Source organism: Paracoccus acridae (assembly GCF_014642735.1).
In the GTDB taxonomy this organism is placed as follows: domain Bacteria; phylum Pseudomonadota; class Alphaproteobacteria; order Rhodobacterales; family Rhodobacteraceae; genus Paracoccus; species Paracoccus acridae.
Window position 1 is genome coordinate 451,854 of the sequence record NZ_BMIV01000001.1, and the last position, 16,650, is coordinate 468,503.

Annotated in this window: 18 protein-coding genes; 8 read left to right on the forward strand and 10 right to left on the reverse strand. The window is 65.9% G+C overall.

Annotated features, from left to right (window positions below):
- Positions 1 to 171: 171 nt before the first annotated feature.
- The 3 genes from IEX25_RS02320 to mutT are packed head-to-tail and all read left to right on the forward strand — an operon-like array spanning position 172 to position 2,656.
- On the forward strand, positions 172 to 1,008 hold the full coding sequence (locus tag IEX25_RS02320; RefSeq protein WP_188713857.1) for a peptidylprolyl isomerase: 837 nt from the start codon (positions 172 to 174) through the stop codon (positions 1,006 to 1,008).
- Positions 1,008 to 2,261: a bifunctional glutamate N-acetyltransferase/amino-acid acetyltransferase ArgJ gene (gene argJ / locus IEX25_RS02325; RefSeq protein ID WP_188713858.1), complete on the forward strand. Its 1,254-nt coding sequence runs from the start codon at positions 1,008 to 1,010 to the stop codon at positions 2,259 to 2,261. The genes IEX25_RS02320 and argJ overlap by 1 nt, the downstream gene beginning before the upstream one ends.
- Entirely contained in the window at positions 2,258 to 2,656 is a 399-nt protein-coding gene (gene mutT / locus IEX25_RS02330) for an 8-oxo-dGTP diphosphatase MutT (RefSeq protein ID WP_188713859.1), read from the forward strand. The genes argJ and mutT overlap by 4 nt, the downstream gene beginning before the upstream one ends.
- A 332-nt stretch (positions 2,657 to 2,988) precedes the next feature.
- Here the strand turns inward: mutT and infB are convergent, their stop codons facing one another.
- The 5 genes from infB to pip form a co-directional block, all read right to left on the reverse strand.
- Entirely contained in the window at positions 2,989 to 5,568 is a 2,580-nt protein-coding gene (gene infB, locus IEX25_RS02335; RefSeq protein ID WP_103172306.1) for a translation initiation factor IF-2, read from the reverse strand.
- 8 nt (positions 5,569 to 5,576) lie between these two features.
- Positions 5,577 to 6,197, reverse strand: coding sequence for an RNA-binding protein (locus IEX25_RS02340; protein ID WP_103172186.1), 621 nt, complete (start codon positions 6,195 to 6,197; stop codon positions 5,577 to 5,579).
- An 18-nt stretch (positions 6,198 to 6,215) separates the two neighbouring features.
- Complete coding sequence (gene nusA, locus IEX25_RS02345) at positions 6,216 to 7,835, reverse strand: transcription termination factor NusA (RefSeq protein ID WP_103172187.1); 1,620 nt, start codon at positions 7,833 to 7,835, stop codon at positions 6,216 to 6,218.
- Positions 7,836 to 7,838: 3 nt separating this feature from the next.
- Positions 7,839 to 8,465 carry a ribosome maturation factor RimP gene (gene rimP, locus IEX25_RS02350; protein WP_188713860.1) on the reverse strand — a complete coding sequence of 209 codons (627 nt, stop codon included), beginning with the start codon at positions 8,463 to 8,465 and terminating at the stop codon, positions 7,839 to 7,841.
- Positions 8,466 to 8,589: 124 nt separating this feature from the next.
- Positions 8,590 to 9,576 (reverse strand): prolyl aminopeptidase, encoded by a 987-nt coding sequence (gene pip, locus IEX25_RS02355; protein WP_188713861.1) that lies wholly within the window; start codon positions 9,574 to 9,576, stop codon positions 8,590 to 8,592.
- A 48-nt stretch (positions 9,577 to 9,624) separates the two neighbouring features.
- On the opposite strand from pip, the gene ubiG reads away from it, so the two are divergent.
- Positions 9,625 to 10,353 carry a bifunctional 2-polyprenyl-6-hydroxyphenol methylase/3-demethylubiquinol 3-O-methyltransferase UbiG gene (gene ubiG / locus IEX25_RS02360; RefSeq protein WP_188713862.1) on the forward strand — a complete coding sequence of 243 codons (729 nt, stop codon included), beginning with the start codon at positions 9,625 to 9,627 and terminating at the stop codon, positions 10,351 to 10,353.
- Here ubiG and IEX25_RS02365 read toward each other — a convergent pair.
- From IEX25_RS02365 to IEX25_RS02375, 3 genes are all read right to left on the reverse strand, one after another.
- On the reverse strand, positions 10,350 to 10,823 hold the full coding sequence (locus tag IEX25_RS02365; protein WP_103172307.1) for a MarR family winged helix-turn-helix transcriptional regulator: 474 nt from the start codon (positions 10,821 to 10,823) through the stop codon (positions 10,350 to 10,352). The genes ubiG and IEX25_RS02365 overlap by 4 nt on opposite strands.
- Before the next feature lie 114 nt (positions 10,824 to 10,937).
- Entirely contained in the window at positions 10,938 to 11,207 is a 270-nt protein-coding gene (grxC, locus tag IEX25_RS02370) for a glutaredoxin 3 (RefSeq protein WP_188713863.1), read from the reverse strand.
- Positions 11,208 to 11,240: 33 nt separating this feature from the next.
- Entirely contained in the window at positions 11,241 to 11,978 is a 738-nt protein-coding gene (locus tag IEX25_RS02375) for a double zinc ribbon domain-containing protein (RefSeq protein WP_188713864.1), read from the reverse strand.
- A 31-nt stretch (positions 11,979 to 12,009) separates the two neighbouring features.
- Between IEX25_RS02375 and IEX25_RS02380 the strand changes: the two genes are divergently transcribed.
- From IEX25_RS02380 to IEX25_RS02390, 3 genes are all read left to right on the forward strand, one after another.
- Complete coding sequence (locus tag IEX25_RS02380; protein WP_188713865.1) at positions 12,010 to 12,849, forward strand: methyltransferase domain-containing protein; 840 nt, start codon at positions 12,010 to 12,012, stop codon at positions 12,847 to 12,849.
- Positions 12,846 to 13,874, forward strand: coding sequence for a ferrochelatase (gene hemH / locus IEX25_RS02385; RefSeq protein ID WP_188713866.1), 1,029 nt, complete (start codon positions 12,846 to 12,848; stop codon positions 13,872 to 13,874). Before IEX25_RS02380 ends, hemH begins: the two co-directional genes overlap by 4 nt.
- 93 nt (positions 13,875 to 13,967) lie before the next feature.
- Positions 13,968 to 14,537, forward strand: coding sequence for a hypothetical protein (locus tag IEX25_RS02390; RefSeq protein WP_188713867.1), 570 nt, complete (start codon positions 13,968 to 13,970; stop codon positions 14,535 to 14,537).
- A gap of 91 nt (positions 14,538 to 14,628) precedes the next feature.
- Here IEX25_RS02390 and IEX25_RS02395 read toward each other — a convergent pair whose 3' ends face one another.
- Positions 14,629 to 15,291: a L,D-transpeptidase gene (locus tag IEX25_RS02395; RefSeq protein WP_103172195.1), complete on the reverse strand. Its 663-nt coding sequence runs from the start codon at positions 15,289 to 15,291 to the stop codon at positions 14,629 to 14,631.
- A 221-nt stretch (positions 15,292 to 15,512) separates the two neighbouring features.
- On the opposite strand from IEX25_RS02395, the gene dalA reads away from it, so the two are divergent.
- A complete protein-coding gene (gene dalA / locus IEX25_RS02400; RefSeq protein ID WP_103172196.1) occupies positions 15,513 to 16,025 on the forward strand; it encodes a divisome-associated lipoprotein DalA in 513 nt (170 codons plus the stop codon).
- 57 nt (positions 16,026 to 16,082) lie between these two features.
- Here the strand turns inward: dalA and IEX25_RS02405 are convergent, their stop codons facing one another.
- Positions 16,083 to 16,598: a L,D-transpeptidase family protein gene (locus tag IEX25_RS02405; protein WP_103172197.1), complete on the reverse strand. Its 516-nt coding sequence runs from the start codon at positions 16,596 to 16,598 to the stop codon at positions 16,083 to 16,085.
- Positions 16,599 to 16,650: the final 52 nt, after the last annotated feature.

The window sequence follows — 16,650 nt, forward strand, 5'->3', positions numbered from 1 at the left end:
GGAAAGGCGGTGTCTGCCGGGCTATTGCCGCGACCTGCCGCATTGCCGTATCAGGGGCCTGAACGAAAGCGGCGGCAGCGCCTTCCACGGAGTTGGTCCGGGATCTATGCGCCGCCCGCCCCACTGTCAACGCTGGCCCGTGCCCTGGGCCGCACGAGCGAAGGGATCCCCATGCTGAAGACCTCGATTCTGGCCGCCTTGCTGGCTGCTGCGCCGCTTGCCGTCCTGGCGCAGGACAAGGGCGCGGATACGGTCGTCGCGACCGTCAATGGCACGCCCATCACCCTGGGCGAGATGATCGTGATGAAGCAGGCCGCAGCCCAGGATCCCCAGATGGCCGAGATGGGCGACGGCGCCCTGTACGAGATCATGCTGGACCAGTTGATCCAGCAGACCGCCGTGGCCGATGCCGGCCAGGAAAACGCCGGCGTACGCGCGCAACTGGAAATCCAGCGGCGCAACACCCTGGCCGCCGCCGCGATCACCGAGGTCACCAAGAACCAGCCGACCGACGAGGAAATCCAGGCGGCCTATGACAACCTGTTCGCGGCCGAGGAACCCGCAACCGAATATTCCGCCGCCCATATCCTGGTCGATACCGAGGAAAAGGCCCGCGAGATCAAGGCCCAGCTTGATGGCGGCGCGGATTTCGGAACGCTGGCCGAACAAAGCTCGACCGGGCCCAGCGGACCGAACAAGGGCGATCTGGGCTGGTTTTCCGCCGACCAGATGGTCAAGCCCTTCGCCGATGCCGTCAGCGCGATGGAAAAGGGCCAGATCTCGGATCCCGTGCAGACGGAATTCGGCTGGCATGTCATCAAGCTGAACGACACCCGCCTGCGCGAGGCCCCGGCGCTTGACGAGGTGCGCGACCAGATCAGCCAGATGGTCCTGCGCGACAAGGTCCAGGCGGAAATCGAGCGCCTGACCTCGGAAGCGACGGTCGAGAAGGTCGAGGGCATCGACCCCGCCCTGATGAACAAGACCGAACTGCTGGAGGCGCAATAATGGGCAAGGCCGGGCTTCCTGTTTCACCCCTGGCCCCAGCCCGCTTTCCCGACCTGCCGGTGATCGAGGGCGTGGAATTCGCCAGCGGTGCCGCAGGTGTGAAGTATCAGGGCCGCACCGACGTGACGCTGATGCGCATCGCGCCCGGATCAACGCTGGCGGGGGCCTTTACCCGGTCCTCGACCCGCGCGGCCTGCATCCTGGACAACCAGGCGAAGCTGGCCGGGGGTGGGGATGCGCCGCAAGGCGCGGCGATCATCGTCAATTCGGGGAATGCCAATGCCTTCACCGGCGCGCGGGGCCAGGAATCCGTGGATGCGGTGACGGGTGCGGTGGCTGCCGCGACGGGCGTCCCGGCGGATCGGGTCTTCTCGTCCTCGACCGGGGTGATCGGGGAACCGCTGCCCCATGACCGGATCATCGCCATCGTCGATGACCTGACAGCTTCGCTGGAGGCCGGCGGCATTGCCGACGCGGCCCGTGCGATCATGACGACCGACACCTTTCCCAAGGGCGCCTCGGCCACGGTAGCGGGCGAGGGCGGCGAAATCCGCATCGCCGGCATCGCCAAGGGATCGGGCATGATTGCGCCCGACATGGCGACGATGCTGGTCTATGTCTTCACCGACGCCACCATCGCGGCCCCGTTGCTGCAGCAGGCGCTGTCCTCGGGCCTGGACAGCACCTTCAACGCCATCACCGTGGACAGCGACACATCGACCTCGGACGCGCTGATCCTGGCCGCGACTGGGCGCAGCAAGGCCGCGCCGATCACCACGCTGGACAGCGGGGCAGGTGCGGGTTTCGTGACGGCGCTGCATGGGGTCATGCGCGAACTGGCGCAACTGGTGGTGCGCGACGGCGAAGGCGCGACGAAATTCGTCGAGGTGCAGGTGACGGGCGCGGCATCCGATGCCGATGCCCACAAGGTCGCCCTGGCCATCGCGAATTCGCCCCTGGTCAAGACCGCCATCGCGGGCGAGGACGCCAACTGGGGCCGCATCGTCGCCGCCGTCGGCAAGTCCGGTGCGCAGGCCGACCGCGACCGGCTGACGATCCGCTTCGGCGACATGGTCCTGGCCGAGAACGGCTGGCGTTCGCCGTCCTATGACGAGGCCAAGGCCAGCGCCTACATGAAGCGGCAGGATCTGGTGATCGCCGTCGATCTGGGACTGGGGCAGGGGGCGCGGACCGTCTGGACCTGCGACCTGACCCACGGCTATATCGACATCAACGCCGATTACCGGTCGTGAAGACGGTTCTTGTTGCCGCCGTCGCGCTGATCGATGCCGACGGGCGCGTGCTTCTGGCACAGCGCCCGGAAGGCAAGTCCATGGCGGGCCTGTGGGAGTTTCCGGGCGGCAAGGTCGAACCCGGAGAAACCCCCGAGGCCGCGCTGATCCGAGAGCTGCACGAGGAACTGGGCATCGACACCTGGACCTCTTGCCTGGCGCCGCTGACATTTGCCAGCCACGGCTATCCCGATTTCCACCTGTTGATGCCGGTCTTTGCCTGTCGCCGCTGGCAGGGAATTCCGCATCCTCGGGAAGGACAGAAACTGGCCTGGGTCAGGGCCAGGGATTTGCGGGATTACCCCATGCCGCCTGCCGATGTTCCGCTGATCCCGATGCTGCAACTGTGGCTTTGAGGTCGCAGATCGGCGGTCATCTTTGCCTTTTGCCCGCAAAATGCCGCGGCTCGCTGCTTCGTTAAACCAATGGTAACCATTTTATGGCAATATAGTTCCAGAGGGTACAAGAGGGCTTGACATGATTCGGACAATTTCGATCGGCAGCCACATCCTCGTTCAGGGGCTTTTCGAATGTCTTGCCCCTAACGGGAACATGGTGGTCCGCATCGGCACACGCACCTTTGAAGGGAAACCGGTCACGCGCTGACCTGAGTTCAAAGGCACCACGATGAATGCGGAAGGGGCGGCCAACAGGCCGCCCCTTTTCTGTTCCGGGTCCGGGCGCCGCCTTACAGCGTGCGCTCGACCTCCTCGCGTTCGAAGATCTCGATGACGTCGCCCTGGCGGATGTCGTCATAGTTCTCGAAGGCCATGCCGCATTCCTGGCCCGAGATGACTTCCTTCACCTCGTCCTTGAAGCGCTTCAGCGTCTTCAGCGTGCCTTCGTGGATCACCACGTTGTCGCGCAGCAGGCGCACACCCGCCGAACGGCGCGCCACGCCTTCGGTAACCAGGCAGCCCGCGACCTTGCCAACGCCCGTGACCTTGAAGACCTCGCGGATCTGGGCATAGCCGATGAAGTTCTCGCGCACCTCGGCCGACAGCAGGCCGCTGGCCGCTGCCTTGATGTCGTCCACCAGGTCATAGATGATCGAGTAATAGCGGATCTCGACACCCTTCTGGTTGGCCGAATTGCGGGCCGGGGCATTGGCGCGGACGTTGAAGCCGATGACCGGCGCGCGGCTCGCCTCGGCCAGGCCGATGTCGGATTCGGTGATCGCGCCGACGCCGTAATGCAGGACGCGGACGCGCACTTCCTCGTTGCCGATCTTTTCCAGCGCCTGGACGATCGCCTCGGCCGAACCCTGCACGTCGGCCTTCACGACCACGGGCAGTTCGGCCACGTTCTCGTCCGCCTTGGCCTTGGCCATCAGCTGTTCCAGCGTGGTCGCGGCACCGGCTGCGGCGCGCTTGTCCTTGGCGGCCTGGCTGCGGTAATCCGCGATCTCGCGGGCCTGGGCCTCGGTCTCGACCACGTTCAGCACGTCGCCCGCCTCGGGCGTGCCGTTCAGGCCCAGAACCTCGACCGGGACCGAAGGACCGGCTTCGTCCACGCGATCGCCCTTGTCGTTGATCAGGGCGCGCACCTTGCCCCACTGTTCGCCCACGACAAAGATGTCGCCGCGCTTCAGCGTGCCGTTCTGCACCAGAACGGTGGCCACGGGGCCACGGCCGACGTCAAGCTGCGCCTCGATCACCGCACCTTGCGCGGCGCGGTCGGGATTGGCCTGCAATTCCAGGATCTCGGCCTGAAGCGCGATGGCTTCCAGAAGCTCGTCCAGGCCCTTGCCGGTCTTTGCCGATACCTCGACGTCCTGCACGTCGCCGGACATCTTTTCGACCACGACTTCCTGATGCAGCAGCGCGGTGCGCACGCGGTCGGGATCGGCCGTGGGCTTGTCGATCTTGTTGATCGCCACGATCATCGGCACGCCTGCGGCCTTGGCGTGGTTGATGGCCTCGACGGTCTGCGGCATCACCGCGTCGTCCGCGGCAACCACCAGCACCACGATATCCGTGACCTGCGCGCCGCGCGCCCGCATCGAGGTAAAGGCGGCGTGGCCCGGCGTGTCCAGGAAGGTCAGCACGGCGCCGGATTCGGTCTTCACCTGATAGGCGCCGATATGCTGGGTGATTCCCCCGGCCTCGCCCGACACGACATTCGCCTTGCGGATCGCATCCAGAAGCGAGGTCTTGCCGTGGTCCACATGGCCCATGATCGTGATGATCGGCGGACGCGGCCGCAGATCCTCGTCGCGGTCCTGGACCGTGTCGATGACCTGTTCGACGTCTGCATCCGATACACGGACGGCCTTGTGGCCGAATTCCTCGATCACCAGTTCGGCAGTGTCGGCGTCGATGGCCTGGTTGATGGAGACCATCATGCCCATCTTCATCAGCGACTTGACCACGTCCGCGGCGCGTTCCGCCATGCGGTTGGCCAATTCGGAAACCACGATGGTTTCCGGCAACTGCACGTCGCGCACCTGCTTTTCGGTGCGCACGTTGCCCATCGCCTTCTGCCGGGCGCGGTCCTGCTTGCGCTTCATCGCGGCCAGCGAACGCTGACGCCCGCCTTCGCCGTCAAGCGCCTGGTTCAGCGACAGGCGGCCGGTGCGGCGGCTATCCTCGGCCTTGGCCTTGGCCTTGGCATCGCTGTCGCCGCCGCTGTCGCGGCGGTCGCGGTCGGTGCGGCGCGGGCCGGTGGCGATGCCGGGCTTCTCGGCGCGGGACGCGGCGGCCTCGATCGCGGCGCGGTCGGGCGCGGCCGGACGTGCGCCAGCCGGACGGGCGGCAGGGGCGGCGGCACGGGCCGGGCGTTCCGCGGGTTTGGGTTCTTCCTTGCGCTTGGCGGCCTCGGCTGCCTCGCGGGCGCGGCGCTCGTCTTCCTCGGCCTTCAGGCGCAGGGCTTCCTCGCGTTCGCGGTCCTCGCGCTCCTTGGCCTCGATCTCGGCCCGGCGGCGTTCGCGTTCTTCCTCGCGCGCCTTCTCGTCGGCGGCACGCTGGGCGGCTTCCTCGGCCTCGCGGGCCTTGGCGGCGGCAAGCGCCTTCAGCCGGCGCTCCATCTCGGCGTCGGAAATGCCCGCCGGGCGCTTGGAAGGGTCGCCCGCCATCCGCGCCGTCAGCGGGTTCTTTTCCTTCTGGGCATCCGTCATCTGCGTGGCGCCCGGCTTGGGCACCACGACGCGCTTGCGCTTGGTTTCCACGACAACGCTCTTGGTGCGGCCATGGCTGAAGCTTTGCTTGACCTGGCCCGAACGGCCGCTGCCGCCGAGTCCCAGGGTCGATTTTCCGTCTTTGTCGCTCATCTGCGTCTTCATTCCTTCCCGGCCGCCGTATTGCCGCCGTCATGCCCGCGCAGACCCGTCAGTCTGCCGGCTTCCAAGATCACCTTGTCCGTCAGTCCACCCGCCGCAAGCGCGCCGTGTATGACATGATCGCGCCCGAAGGACAAACCCAATTCTGATGCGGTCAGGCAACCGAACCAGCGTCCGCCCGTAGGCGTCCACAGCTTGCCCTTGCCGCGATCCGACCCGTCGCTGGCCTGCAAAAGCACCTTTGCGCGCCCTTCGGCCAGCCAACCCTTGACCTTTTCGAACCCGGCCACCGCGCGGCCCGACTTGCGCGCCAGCGACACAAGTTCGACCAGCCGACGTGCCACGCCCGCCTCGACCAGATCGGCCAGACCTTCCGGGGCCTTGACCGGAGCCTTCGCGGCACGGGAGAACAACCCCTTGGCCGCCGCCTTGTCGATGGCCGCGCGATCCGCGCTGACCCAGATGCCGCGACCCGGCAGCTTTTCCGCCAGATCCGGCACGACCTGGCCATCCGGCCCGGCCACGAAACGGATCAGTCCAGCCTTGGGCTGGACTTCCCCGGTGACGATGCAGCGCCTTTCGGGCTGATCGTTATCCTTGATGCGACCACCGCGACTCAAGCGGGCAAATCCGGGGCATCACGCCCCGGCCTCCTCGTCGATGTCGTCGCCGGCTTCGGCGTCGTCACTGCTGTTCAGTTCCTCGGGATCAACCCAGCCCAGCATGACGCGGGCGGTCATCACCATGTTTTGCGCTTCTTCCAGCGTCACCTCGAACGGTTCCAGCAGTCCTTCATCCTTGACGCGCTGACCGTTCACGGTGGTCCAGCCACCGGCCAGTTCCCAATCGGCGCAGGTCGCGAAATCTTCCAGCGTCTTGACGCCGTCCTTGGCCAGTGCCTCTACCATCTGGGGGGTCAGCCCCTCGAATTCAATAAGACTGTCCTCGGCCCCCAGGGCGCGGGCGCTTTCAAGCGCGGCCTTGTTCCGGGCCTCCAGGACGTCGCGGGCGCGGGCCTGCAATTCGGATGCCGTGCCTTCGTCCACGCCCTCGATGGACAGAAGCTCGTCCAGATCGACATAGGCCACTTCCTCCAGGTCGGTGAAGCCTTCGGCGACCAGAAGCTGCGCGAAGAACTCGTCCAGATCCAGGGCGTCCATGAACAGCTGGGTGCGGGCGTTGAATTCGGCCTGGCGGCGCTTGGATTCCTCTTCCTCGGTCAGGATGTCGATATCCAGGCCGGTCAACTGGCTGGCCAGGCGCACGTTCTGGCCGCGACGGCCGATCGCCAGGGACAACTGCTCGTCGGGAACGACCACCTCGATCTTGTTGGCCTCTTCGTCGAAGACGACCTTGCTGACCTCGGCGGGCTGCAACGCGTTGACCAGGAAGGTGGCCTGGTCGTCGTTCCAGGGGATGATGTCGATCTTTTCGCCCTGCAATTCGCCCACGACGGCCTGCACGCGGCTGCCGCGCATCCCCACGCAGGCGCCCACCGGGTCGATCGAGTTGTCATAGCTGATCACGGCGATCTTGGCGCGCGAACCGGGGTCGCGGGCCACGGCCTTGATCTCGATGACGCCGTCATAGATTTCCGGCACCTCCATCTTGAACAGCTCGGCCATGAACTGCGGATCGGTGCGCGACAGGAAGATCTGCGGCCCGCGCGATTCGCGGCGCACGTCCTTGACATAGGCGCGGATGCGGTCGTTCGGGCGATAGCTTTCGCGGCCGATCTTCTCGTTGCGGCGCAGGATCGCCTCGCCGCGGCCCACATCGACGATGATGTTGCCGTATTCCTCGCGCTTGACGACGCCGTTGATGATGGTGCCCGCGCGGTCCTTGAATTCCTCGTACTGGCGGTCGCGCTCGGCCTCGCGGACGCGCTGCAGGATGACCTGCTTGGCCGATTGCGCGGCGATGCGGCCCAGTTCGACGGGGGGCACCTGGTCCGTGATCTCGTCGCCGACCTGCGGGTTGTCCAGATAGGGGCGGGCCTGCTCGACAGTCAGCTGCGCCTGATAATTCTCGACCGCGTCATCCTCGACCACGGTGCGGACGCGGGTGAAGGTCGCGTTGCCGGTCTTGCGGTCGATCTTGACGCGGATGTCCATCTCGGCGCCGTAACGCGACTTGGCGGCACGGGCGAGGCTGTCTTCCATCGCCTCGATGACCAGCTCGGGCTCGATCATCTTCTCGCGCGCAACGGCTTCGGCGGTCTGCAGCAGTTCCAACTGGTTGGCAGAGGTGATTGCCATCACTCACTCCTTGGCATCGGCGTTCTCGCCGTCGTTGTCTTCGGTTTCGATCTCGTCGAAGGCGCTTTCGTCCAGGTTGTCGATCTGGACGCCGGCCTCTTTCTTCTGGCGCAACATTTCGCGGATCAGCTCGTCCGTCAGGACCAGCTTGGCGTCGGACAGCCAGTCGAACTGCAGCCCGATGGTCTGGACCTCGCCCGCTTCCTCGATGTTCAGCAGGACCTCGTCGCCGCCCTCGCCTTTCTCGACGCCGGCCAGAACGCCCTTGAACCGCTTGCGCCCGTCGATGGCCTGGTTCGTTTCCAGCCGCGCCTCGTAGCCCTCGAAGGTCTCGAAATCCTTTATCCGGGTCAGCGGCCGGTCGATGCCGGGGCTGCTGACCTCCAGGTGATAGTTGTCCTCGATCGGATCCTCGACATCCAGGGTGGCGCTGACGGCCACGGAAATGTCGCCGCAATCGTCCACGTTGATGCCGCCTTCGGGCCGGTCGGCCATGATCTGCAGGGTCGCGGTCTTGCCGCCCTGAAGACGCACGCGGACCAGTTCGAATCCCAGATCCTCGATCACGGGGGCGATGATCTCGGCCAGACGCCGGTCGATGGCGTTCTTGGCAATCAGATCGTTCGACATGAGATCCCTTCGGATGTGAAAAAGGCCCGTCAAGCGGGCCATGCGGAAAGCGCCGGTGGGCAGGGGGTGGAAGCCTGCGCCGCTGTTGAGGCGGTATTTAGCACAAAAAACGTGATAATCAAGTTTAAAGTGATTTTGCCCGGTCCTGGGCCGCGATCTCGTCCATCACCCTGACCAGTTCCGCCGAGATCCGCGGCTCGGACAGCGCATGTCCCGAGGCGGGGATCATGCGCAGATCGCAACCTTTCCATCCATCCGCCAGCCGCCAGGCCGAGAGGGGTGGGCAGACCATGTCGTATCGGCCCTGCACGATCACGGCGGGCAGGTGTTCGATCCGGTGCCGGTCCCGCAGAAGCTGGCCTTCGTCCAGGAAGCAGCGGTGCATGAAGTAGTGATTTTCAAGCCGCGCGAAGGCACGGGCGTAATCGGCCGGCGCATGGCTGATGGCGGCCGATTGCAGGCCCGCCAGGGCGTTTTCCCACATCAGCCAGGGCTGGGCATAGCGGCCCTGGCGCCCCACGTCAGCCGAGAACAGCCGCTTGTGATAGGCCGCGATCAGATCGCCCCGTTCCGCTTCCGGGATCGGGTCTCGGAACTGCGTCCAAAGGTCGGGAAAGAACCGCCCCGCGCCGCCGCCATAGAACCAGTCCAGTTCCCCCTGCGTGCCCAGGAAGACGCCGCGCAGGATCAGGCCGGTCACGCGCTTCGGATGCGCCTGGGCATAGGCCAGGGCCAGCGTGGCCCCCCAGCTTCCCCCGAACAGCAAGACCGATTCGAGGCCCAGGGTCCGGCGGATCACCTCGATATCCGCGATCAGGTGCGGGGTGGTGTTGGCATGGACCGAGGCCTGGGGCCGCGACCGGCCGCAGCCCCGCTGGTCGAACAGGATCGCGCGGTAATGGGCCGGGTCGAAGAAGCGCCGCATGAACGGGCTGCATCCCCCGCCAGGTCCGCCATGCAGGACCAGCACGGGCCGGCCTTGGGGGTTGCCGCTTTCCTCGACATAGATCTGGTGTCCGTCGCCCACGTCCAGCATGTGCCGGGCAAAGGCCTCGGCGCCCGGGTGAAGGCGGCCATGTGTCGCGGCGTTTTGTCCTGCCAATCGGTCCATCACCTTACTATAAGGCCTGACAGACCCGCCTGCCAGAAGGACCGGACCATGACAAGCATCGACCCCGCCGAGATCGCCAAGTTCGAGTCGATGGCCGCGGAATGGTGGGATCCCAGGGGCAAGTTCCGTCCGCTGCACCTGATGAACCCGGTGCGGCTGGATTACATCGCGACCCAGATCGCGGGCGAGTTCGGGCGGGACAGGCGCGATCTGTGCCCCTTCGGGGGCCTGCGGGTGCTGGATATCGGCTGCGGCGGCGGGCTGGTGGCCGAACCCATGGCGCGGCTGGGCGCCGATGTCGTGGGCGCGGATGCGGCCGAGGGCAACATCGCGGTGGCCCGTCTTCACGCCCGGCAACAGGGGCTTGCCATCGACTATCGCGCCACCACGGCCGAGGCGATGGCGGGAGAGGTCTTCGACGTGGTCCTGGCGCTGGAAATCGTCGAGCATGTGGCCGACCCGGCCAGCTTCATCGCCACCTGCCGCGACCTGGTCCGGCCGGGGGGGCTGGTGATCCTGTCCACGCTGAACCGCACGGCCCGCAGCTTCGGCGCGGCGATCGTCGGGGCGGAATGGATCATGCGCTGGCTGCCGCGCGGCACCCATGACTGGTCGCGCTTCATCACCCCGGACGAACTGGCGGGAATGGCCGGCGGCGCGGGCCTGTCGGTCCTGGACCGCCGGGGAATGGTCTTCAACCCCCTCAGCTTCGGCTGGTCGCTGTCGGATCGCGACCTGTCGGTGAACTATATCCTCACGGCGCGGCGAGAGGCCTAGTCGTCCTCGCCCTCCAGCCGGATGCGCAATTCGCGCAGGACGGGCAGGGCGGTGCGCACCTTGTCGGCGCCGATGTCGCGCACCACCTCGGCGATCAGGGGCATGAAGGCGGCGATGGCCGCGTCCCGCGCCGCCCGGCCCGCCGGGCTGATCGACACGAACTTGCGCCGCGCATCGTCCCAGTCGGGGCGGATATGGACATGGCCCGCCCATTCCAGCCGCGACAGCGTATTGGTCATCGCCCCGCGCGTGACATGAAAGGCCTGGGCCAGCTGGGCGGGGGTGCGTTCCTCGTTCACATGGGCCAGCAGGTTCAGGACCGAGAAATGCGAAATCTGCATCCCGCGCGGCAGGGCCTTGCCGATCAGGTTGCGCGACAACTGCTCGGCGATCAATACCTCGGCGAACAGGCTTGCGGCAAGCCGGTCATTGGCCTTGGGACGGTCGGTATCGGTCGCGGATAAGGGCATGGATCCAAAAAGAGAAAATGTGGGGTTCGCGGGCGGGGCGAAGCCGGGACCGTGCCCCGCCCGATGGCCCTTGGTCAAGTCCGACAATCGCCGGACCTTGCGTCAACCGCGCCGTCAGGCGGCGCCTGCCAGCAGGCCGTCCAGCTTGCCCTGGCGTTCCAGGTCGAACAGGTCGTCGCAGCCGCCCACATGGCGGTCGCCGATGAAGATCTGCGGGACCGTGCGGCGGCCATGCGCGCGCTGGGTCATCTGCGCGCGGACCGCAGGATCGGCGCCGACGTCGATTTCGTCAAACTGCACGTTCTTTTCGCGCAAAAGGCCCTTGGCGCGGATGCAGAAGGGACAGGTGCGCGTGGTATAGATGGTGATCGCGGGCTGGGTCATGGGGTGCGGTTCCTTTCCTTTGTGACCCCATACCTAGTCATCCTTGACCGACCTTGCCAGAACCGCGACCGAAACCGGCCCCGATCCCGCCGCCAGAAGCGCATCCGTCGCCGCGGCCATGGTCGCGCCCGATGCCATCACGTCATCGACCAGCAGCACGGGCCGGTCCCGCAATGCCGCCACGCGGCGGGAGTTTACGGCAAGCGCCCCGGCGATGTTGGCGAAACGGTCCCCGACGCCGCGATGGTCCTGACCGGGCGTATGGCGGCACCGCAGCAGCAGGTCGGGCAGGTGCAATGCCTTGTGGGTCCGTGCCACCCGCGCGGATATCAACGCCGCCTGGTTGTACCGGCGCTTCAGCAACCGCCGCAGATGCAGCGGGATCGGCGCCACGATGGTGTCGGCGTCAATCAGGGGCGCCGCCGTGCGGGCCAGCCATGCCGCCAGCGCAGGCGCCAGGTCCGGCCGGTCGCCATGCTTCAGCGCCAGCACCAGCTTGCGCCCCGCACCGGAATAGACCATCGCCGCCCGACCGCGTTGCCAGGGCCGCGCCATCGACAGGCAGTCGTCGCAGGTCAGCGTCGGATCCTCCGCGCCCGTCCCGTCGTCCGGCAGCGGCACCCCGCAGCGGGCGCAGGCCGCCCCGGTGATGAACCGCGTTTCGGGAAAGCAGGCCGGGCAAAGCTGCCCCGGTCCTTCGGCCCCGCCGGTCACGGGGGTGCTGCACGCCACGCATTGCGGCGGATAAAGCAGGCGCAACGCGCCTTTCATCGCCCCCTGAAGCACCCTATGTTCCATCCCCATGACCACATCCGCACAAGACCGTCCGACCCTGACCGACCGCCCCGCGCTGCTGCGCCAGCGGGACCGGGCGAATCGTCGGGGCTTTGCCGATATCCTGCACCGGCTTGCCGCCGACGAGATCCAGGATAGGCTGTCCGAGATTAACAGAAGGTTTACCGCACCCGCCGTAGTGACGGGTTTTCCTGACTTCTGGGCACAGGTCCTTCCCGATGCCCGCGTGGTTTCCGACGAACCCGTGCTTGATCTGCAACCCGGCGCGCATGATCTGGTCGTCCACGCCATGGCGCTGCACTGGGCCGACGATCCGGTGGGCCAGATGGTCCAATGCGCCCGCGCCCTGCGCGAGGACGGGCTGTTCATCGCCGCCTGCTTCGGCGGCCAGACCCTGCAGGAACTGCGCGCCGCCCTGGCCCAGGCCGAGGTGGAGATGACGGGCGGCCTGTCCCCCCGGATCCTGCCGATGGGGGAAATCCGCGACATGGGCGGGCTGCTGGGCCGCGCCGGGCTGGCCCTGCCGGTGGCCGATCTGGTCACCCAAAAGGCCAGCTATCGCGACCTGTTCCACCTGGCCCATGACCTGCGCGCCATGGGCGAGGGGAACGCCATGGCCGCCCGCCTGCGCCGCCCGACAGGACGCGCGGTCTTTGCCCGCGCCGCCGCGATCATGGCGGAACACCATGCCGACCGCGACGATCCGTCCCGTATCGCCACGACATTCGATCTGGTTTTTCTAACCGGATGGTCGCCCTCGGAGACGCAGCCCAAGCCGCTGCGGCCGGGATCGGCCACGACACGACTTGAAGACGCGCTGAAAGAAATCAGGACCAGGAAGACATGAAGCCAGCCCATGCGCCCGCAGACCACCCCTCGATCCCCCGGAAGAAGACGGGGATCCTGATCGCCAACCTGGGCACGCCGGACGGCTATGACTATTGGTCGATGCGCCGCTATTTGAACGAATTCCTGTCCGACAAGCGGGTGATCGACTATCCGGCCTGGAAATGGCAGCCGCTGCTGCAGGGGATCATCCTGACCAAGCGGCCCTTCACCTCGGGCAAGAACTACAAGCTGATCTGGAACGAGGACAAGAACGAAAGTCCGCTGATGACCATCACCCGGTCCCAGACCGAGGCGCTGCGCGAACGCGCCCAGGCCGAATGGGGCGACAGCGTGATGGTCGAATTCTGCATGCGCTATGGCAACCCCTCAACCCCCGACGTGCTGGACCGGATGGTCAAGGCGGGCTGCCAGCGGATCGTGTTCCTGCCGCTTTATCCGCAATATGCGGGCGCGACCTCGGCCACGGCGAACGACCAGCTGTTCCGGGCGCTGATGGCGCAGAAATGGCAGCCCGCGGTCCGCACCTGCGAGCCTTACTTCGACCGGCCCGATTACATCGCGGCCCTTGCGGCGTCGGTCCGCCGGACGCTGGGCGACAAGGTGCCGGCCAAGCTGGTCGCCAGCTATCACGGGATGCCCAAGCGTTACCTGCTGGAGGGCGATCCCTATCACTGCCAATGCCAGAAAACCTCTCGTCTGCTGAAAGAGGCTCTGGGCTGGCCCGACGGCGTGATCGACACGACCTTCCAGTCCGTCTTCGGGACCGAGGAATGGCTGCGCCCCTATACGGTCGAACATGTGGCCGAACTGGCGAAGCGCGGCATCACCGACATCGCGGTCATCTCGCCCGCCTTCGCCGCCGACTGCATCGAGACGCTGGAGGAGATCAACGGTGAGATCCGCGAAAGCTTCGAACACGCGGGCGGCAAGGACTTCACCTATATCCCCTGCCTGAACGACGATCCCGCCCATATCGAGGTGATGCTGGAGGTCGTGCGCGAGAACATCGCGGGCTGGATCTGACGTTTTTCCTAAGAAAACGTGATCCTGACGGGTTTATCCTGTCTGGAACCCCTTGGCTGGGGGTCGGTTTGGTGTCCAACACAGGAGGAACGGATGACCAGACTGGATGCCCCTGCAACCCCCGAGGAACAGCGTGCGCTGAGCCGCGATGAAATGGAACTGGCCAACCAGTCCCGCCAGCCCGGACTGGGCCAATTGTCCGACCGGGATCTATCCGATCTGGTGTCTCGCTTGCGCGAACGACGCAACCGGGCGCGTGACATCGGCGACCGTCAGGGTCGTGAGGCGCGAGGCAAGGCAGCCCCTTCGGGCGCGACGGCCGCAGGCGGCAACGAAGGCACGCGGAGCAAGCTGGACTATCTGAACGACGCCCTGAACCGGGCAATGGCCGAGCGTCACCGGCGTCGTGCGGATGGCGCGGCGGATGAACTCCAAGATGCGCAGCCTGATCAGGTCGAGTTGACGCAGAAGGCGCTTGCCGCAAAGCAGGCGACCGACCGGCCTTCCCCGATGTTGGAGGAGGGCGGGCCGCTGCATCCGAACGATCCCGATGCTGATCAGGGCAAGCAGGCCCTGGCCCATACCGAACGCGACACTGCCCCGTCCGGAGCATTCGATCACGCCGGCGAGCGCCCCGCGCGAGAGCGGTCCAACGCCCGGTAGGGGACGTTCCGAGCCCAAAGAATGCCCAGCGAAAAGGCCGCCGGCTGGACCGGCGGCCTTTTCGCTGTTCGATGGGGCTGTGCTTATCGGGTCAGATCACCAGAACCTGCGTCCCGATCTTGGTCAGGGTATACAGTTCCTTGATATGCTCGTTATACAGGCCGATACAGCCGTTCGACGATTTGCGGCCGATCTTGCGCGTGTCATGGGTGCCGTGGATGCGGTAATACTGCCAGCTCAGCCACAGCGCATGGGTGCCCAGCGGATTATCCGGTCCCGGCGGCACGAAATCCGGCCATTCGGGGTTGCGGGCTTTCATCTCGGGGGTGGGCGACCAGCTTGGGCCTTCGACCTTCTTGATGATCTCGGTCCGGCCGGTGCGGGTCAGATCCTCGCTGACCGGGATGGACGAGGGATAGACGCGGTAGGTGTTGCCGTCTTCAGACCAGTAATGCACCGCACGCGAGGTCAGATCGCACAGGATCGCACCGTTGGTGAGGTTCTGGAAATGCGGCTGCCAGCTTTGCGCCGAAAAGCTGGAAATGTTGTGGCGCTGATCGGCGGCCGGGTCGTACTGGACCGCACCCGCGTCGGGGGTCGCGCCGGGCATCGCGCCGGGTGTCGCGCTATAGATCGGCTGGCCCGTATAAGGGTCGATCTGCTGGCCGAACGACGGCAATGCCAGACCCGCAGCCCCCAAGGCTGCGGCCGAACCCAGGAAGGTCCGGCGATTGATTGCAGATGACTTGCTCATCTTCCCATGTCCTTCGAAGGATGACCGTTCTTGCTGGACGGCCTTGACCACTCCGCCTCATGCGGCAGGAGATTTCTATAAGCCGGGCCAGCGATTCCATCAATTCAAAGTGCCGTGGACGCGAAGATGCCACAAAGGCGGTTTTCACGAATTCGTGGGTTTGATCGGTCGGGCGCCATTCGATAGATCTGCGCACAAGAAAAACGAGGGATGGCGGAAAAATGCCGAATTTCAAGGTTATCGCGGCCCTGTCGCTGATGGCGCTGGCGGCGTGCCAGCCGCGCAGCCTGCCTCCGGTCGCGCCGGGCGGGCAGGCGATGCCCACGGGCAACCAGATCAGCGCCGCCGAGGAACAGCAAATTCCGATCCGCGTGTTGCAGCAAATCAACACGCTGCGGGCAAACATCGCCGCGCCGGCCCTGACGCTGAACCCGCAACTGTCCGCGGCGGCCCTGGCACATTCGCGCGACATGTCGGCCCAGAACCGGGCCTGGCACTGGGGGTCGGACGGATCCTCGCCCTTGGACCGGGCGCGCCGGGCGGGTTATTTCGGCAATGTCGTCGGCGAGAACATCTCGGAATCCTATGAAAACGACATGCAGACGCTGAGCGCCTGGATGGGCACCCGCGATACGCGCGATGTCATCATGGACCCGGCCGCCACGAATCTGGGCTTTGCCTGGTATCAGGAACCCTCGGGCAAACTGTGGTGGACGCTGCTGACGGGCAGTTGAATGCAAAAGGCCCCGGATCGTCCGAGGCCTTGTCCATTCCGGGGCAATCCAGCCGGATCAGGGATTGATGACGATCGGCACGCCGGGGCGGAGCATCGCATAGACCTCCTCGATTTCCTCGTCCTTGACGGCGATGCAGCCTGCCGTCCAGTCGCGGTTCTTGGGCGCGAAGCGGTTGCCGTCGGGGCCGCGTCCATGGATGAAGATGTCGCCGCCCGCGTGCCGGCCCAATGCGGCCGCCAGCGCCGTGTCCCGTTCATTCGGATAGGAGACTCCGACAGACAGGTGATAGCGGCTGCGCGGGTTGAAGCGGTCGATGTAATAGATCCCTTCCGGCGTCTTGCCGTCGCCTTCGAACTGCTTGTGACCCACGGGCACGTTGCCCAGGCCCACGTCATAGGATTTCAGAACGGTCGTCCCATGCAGAAGATACATCTTCCGGGCGCCCTTGTTGACCACGACCTGGGTCACGGCGGGGCCGTTATAGGCCTTGAACTTGCTTTCCGGTTTGCCGCAGGCCGCCACGAAGGCAAGCAAGGAAAAGGCGACGGCGCGGCGCGTTGGCTTGAACATCACTGCCTCTGACATTTTTGGTTTTTTATGGCCGTTTCATATCACAAGCCAG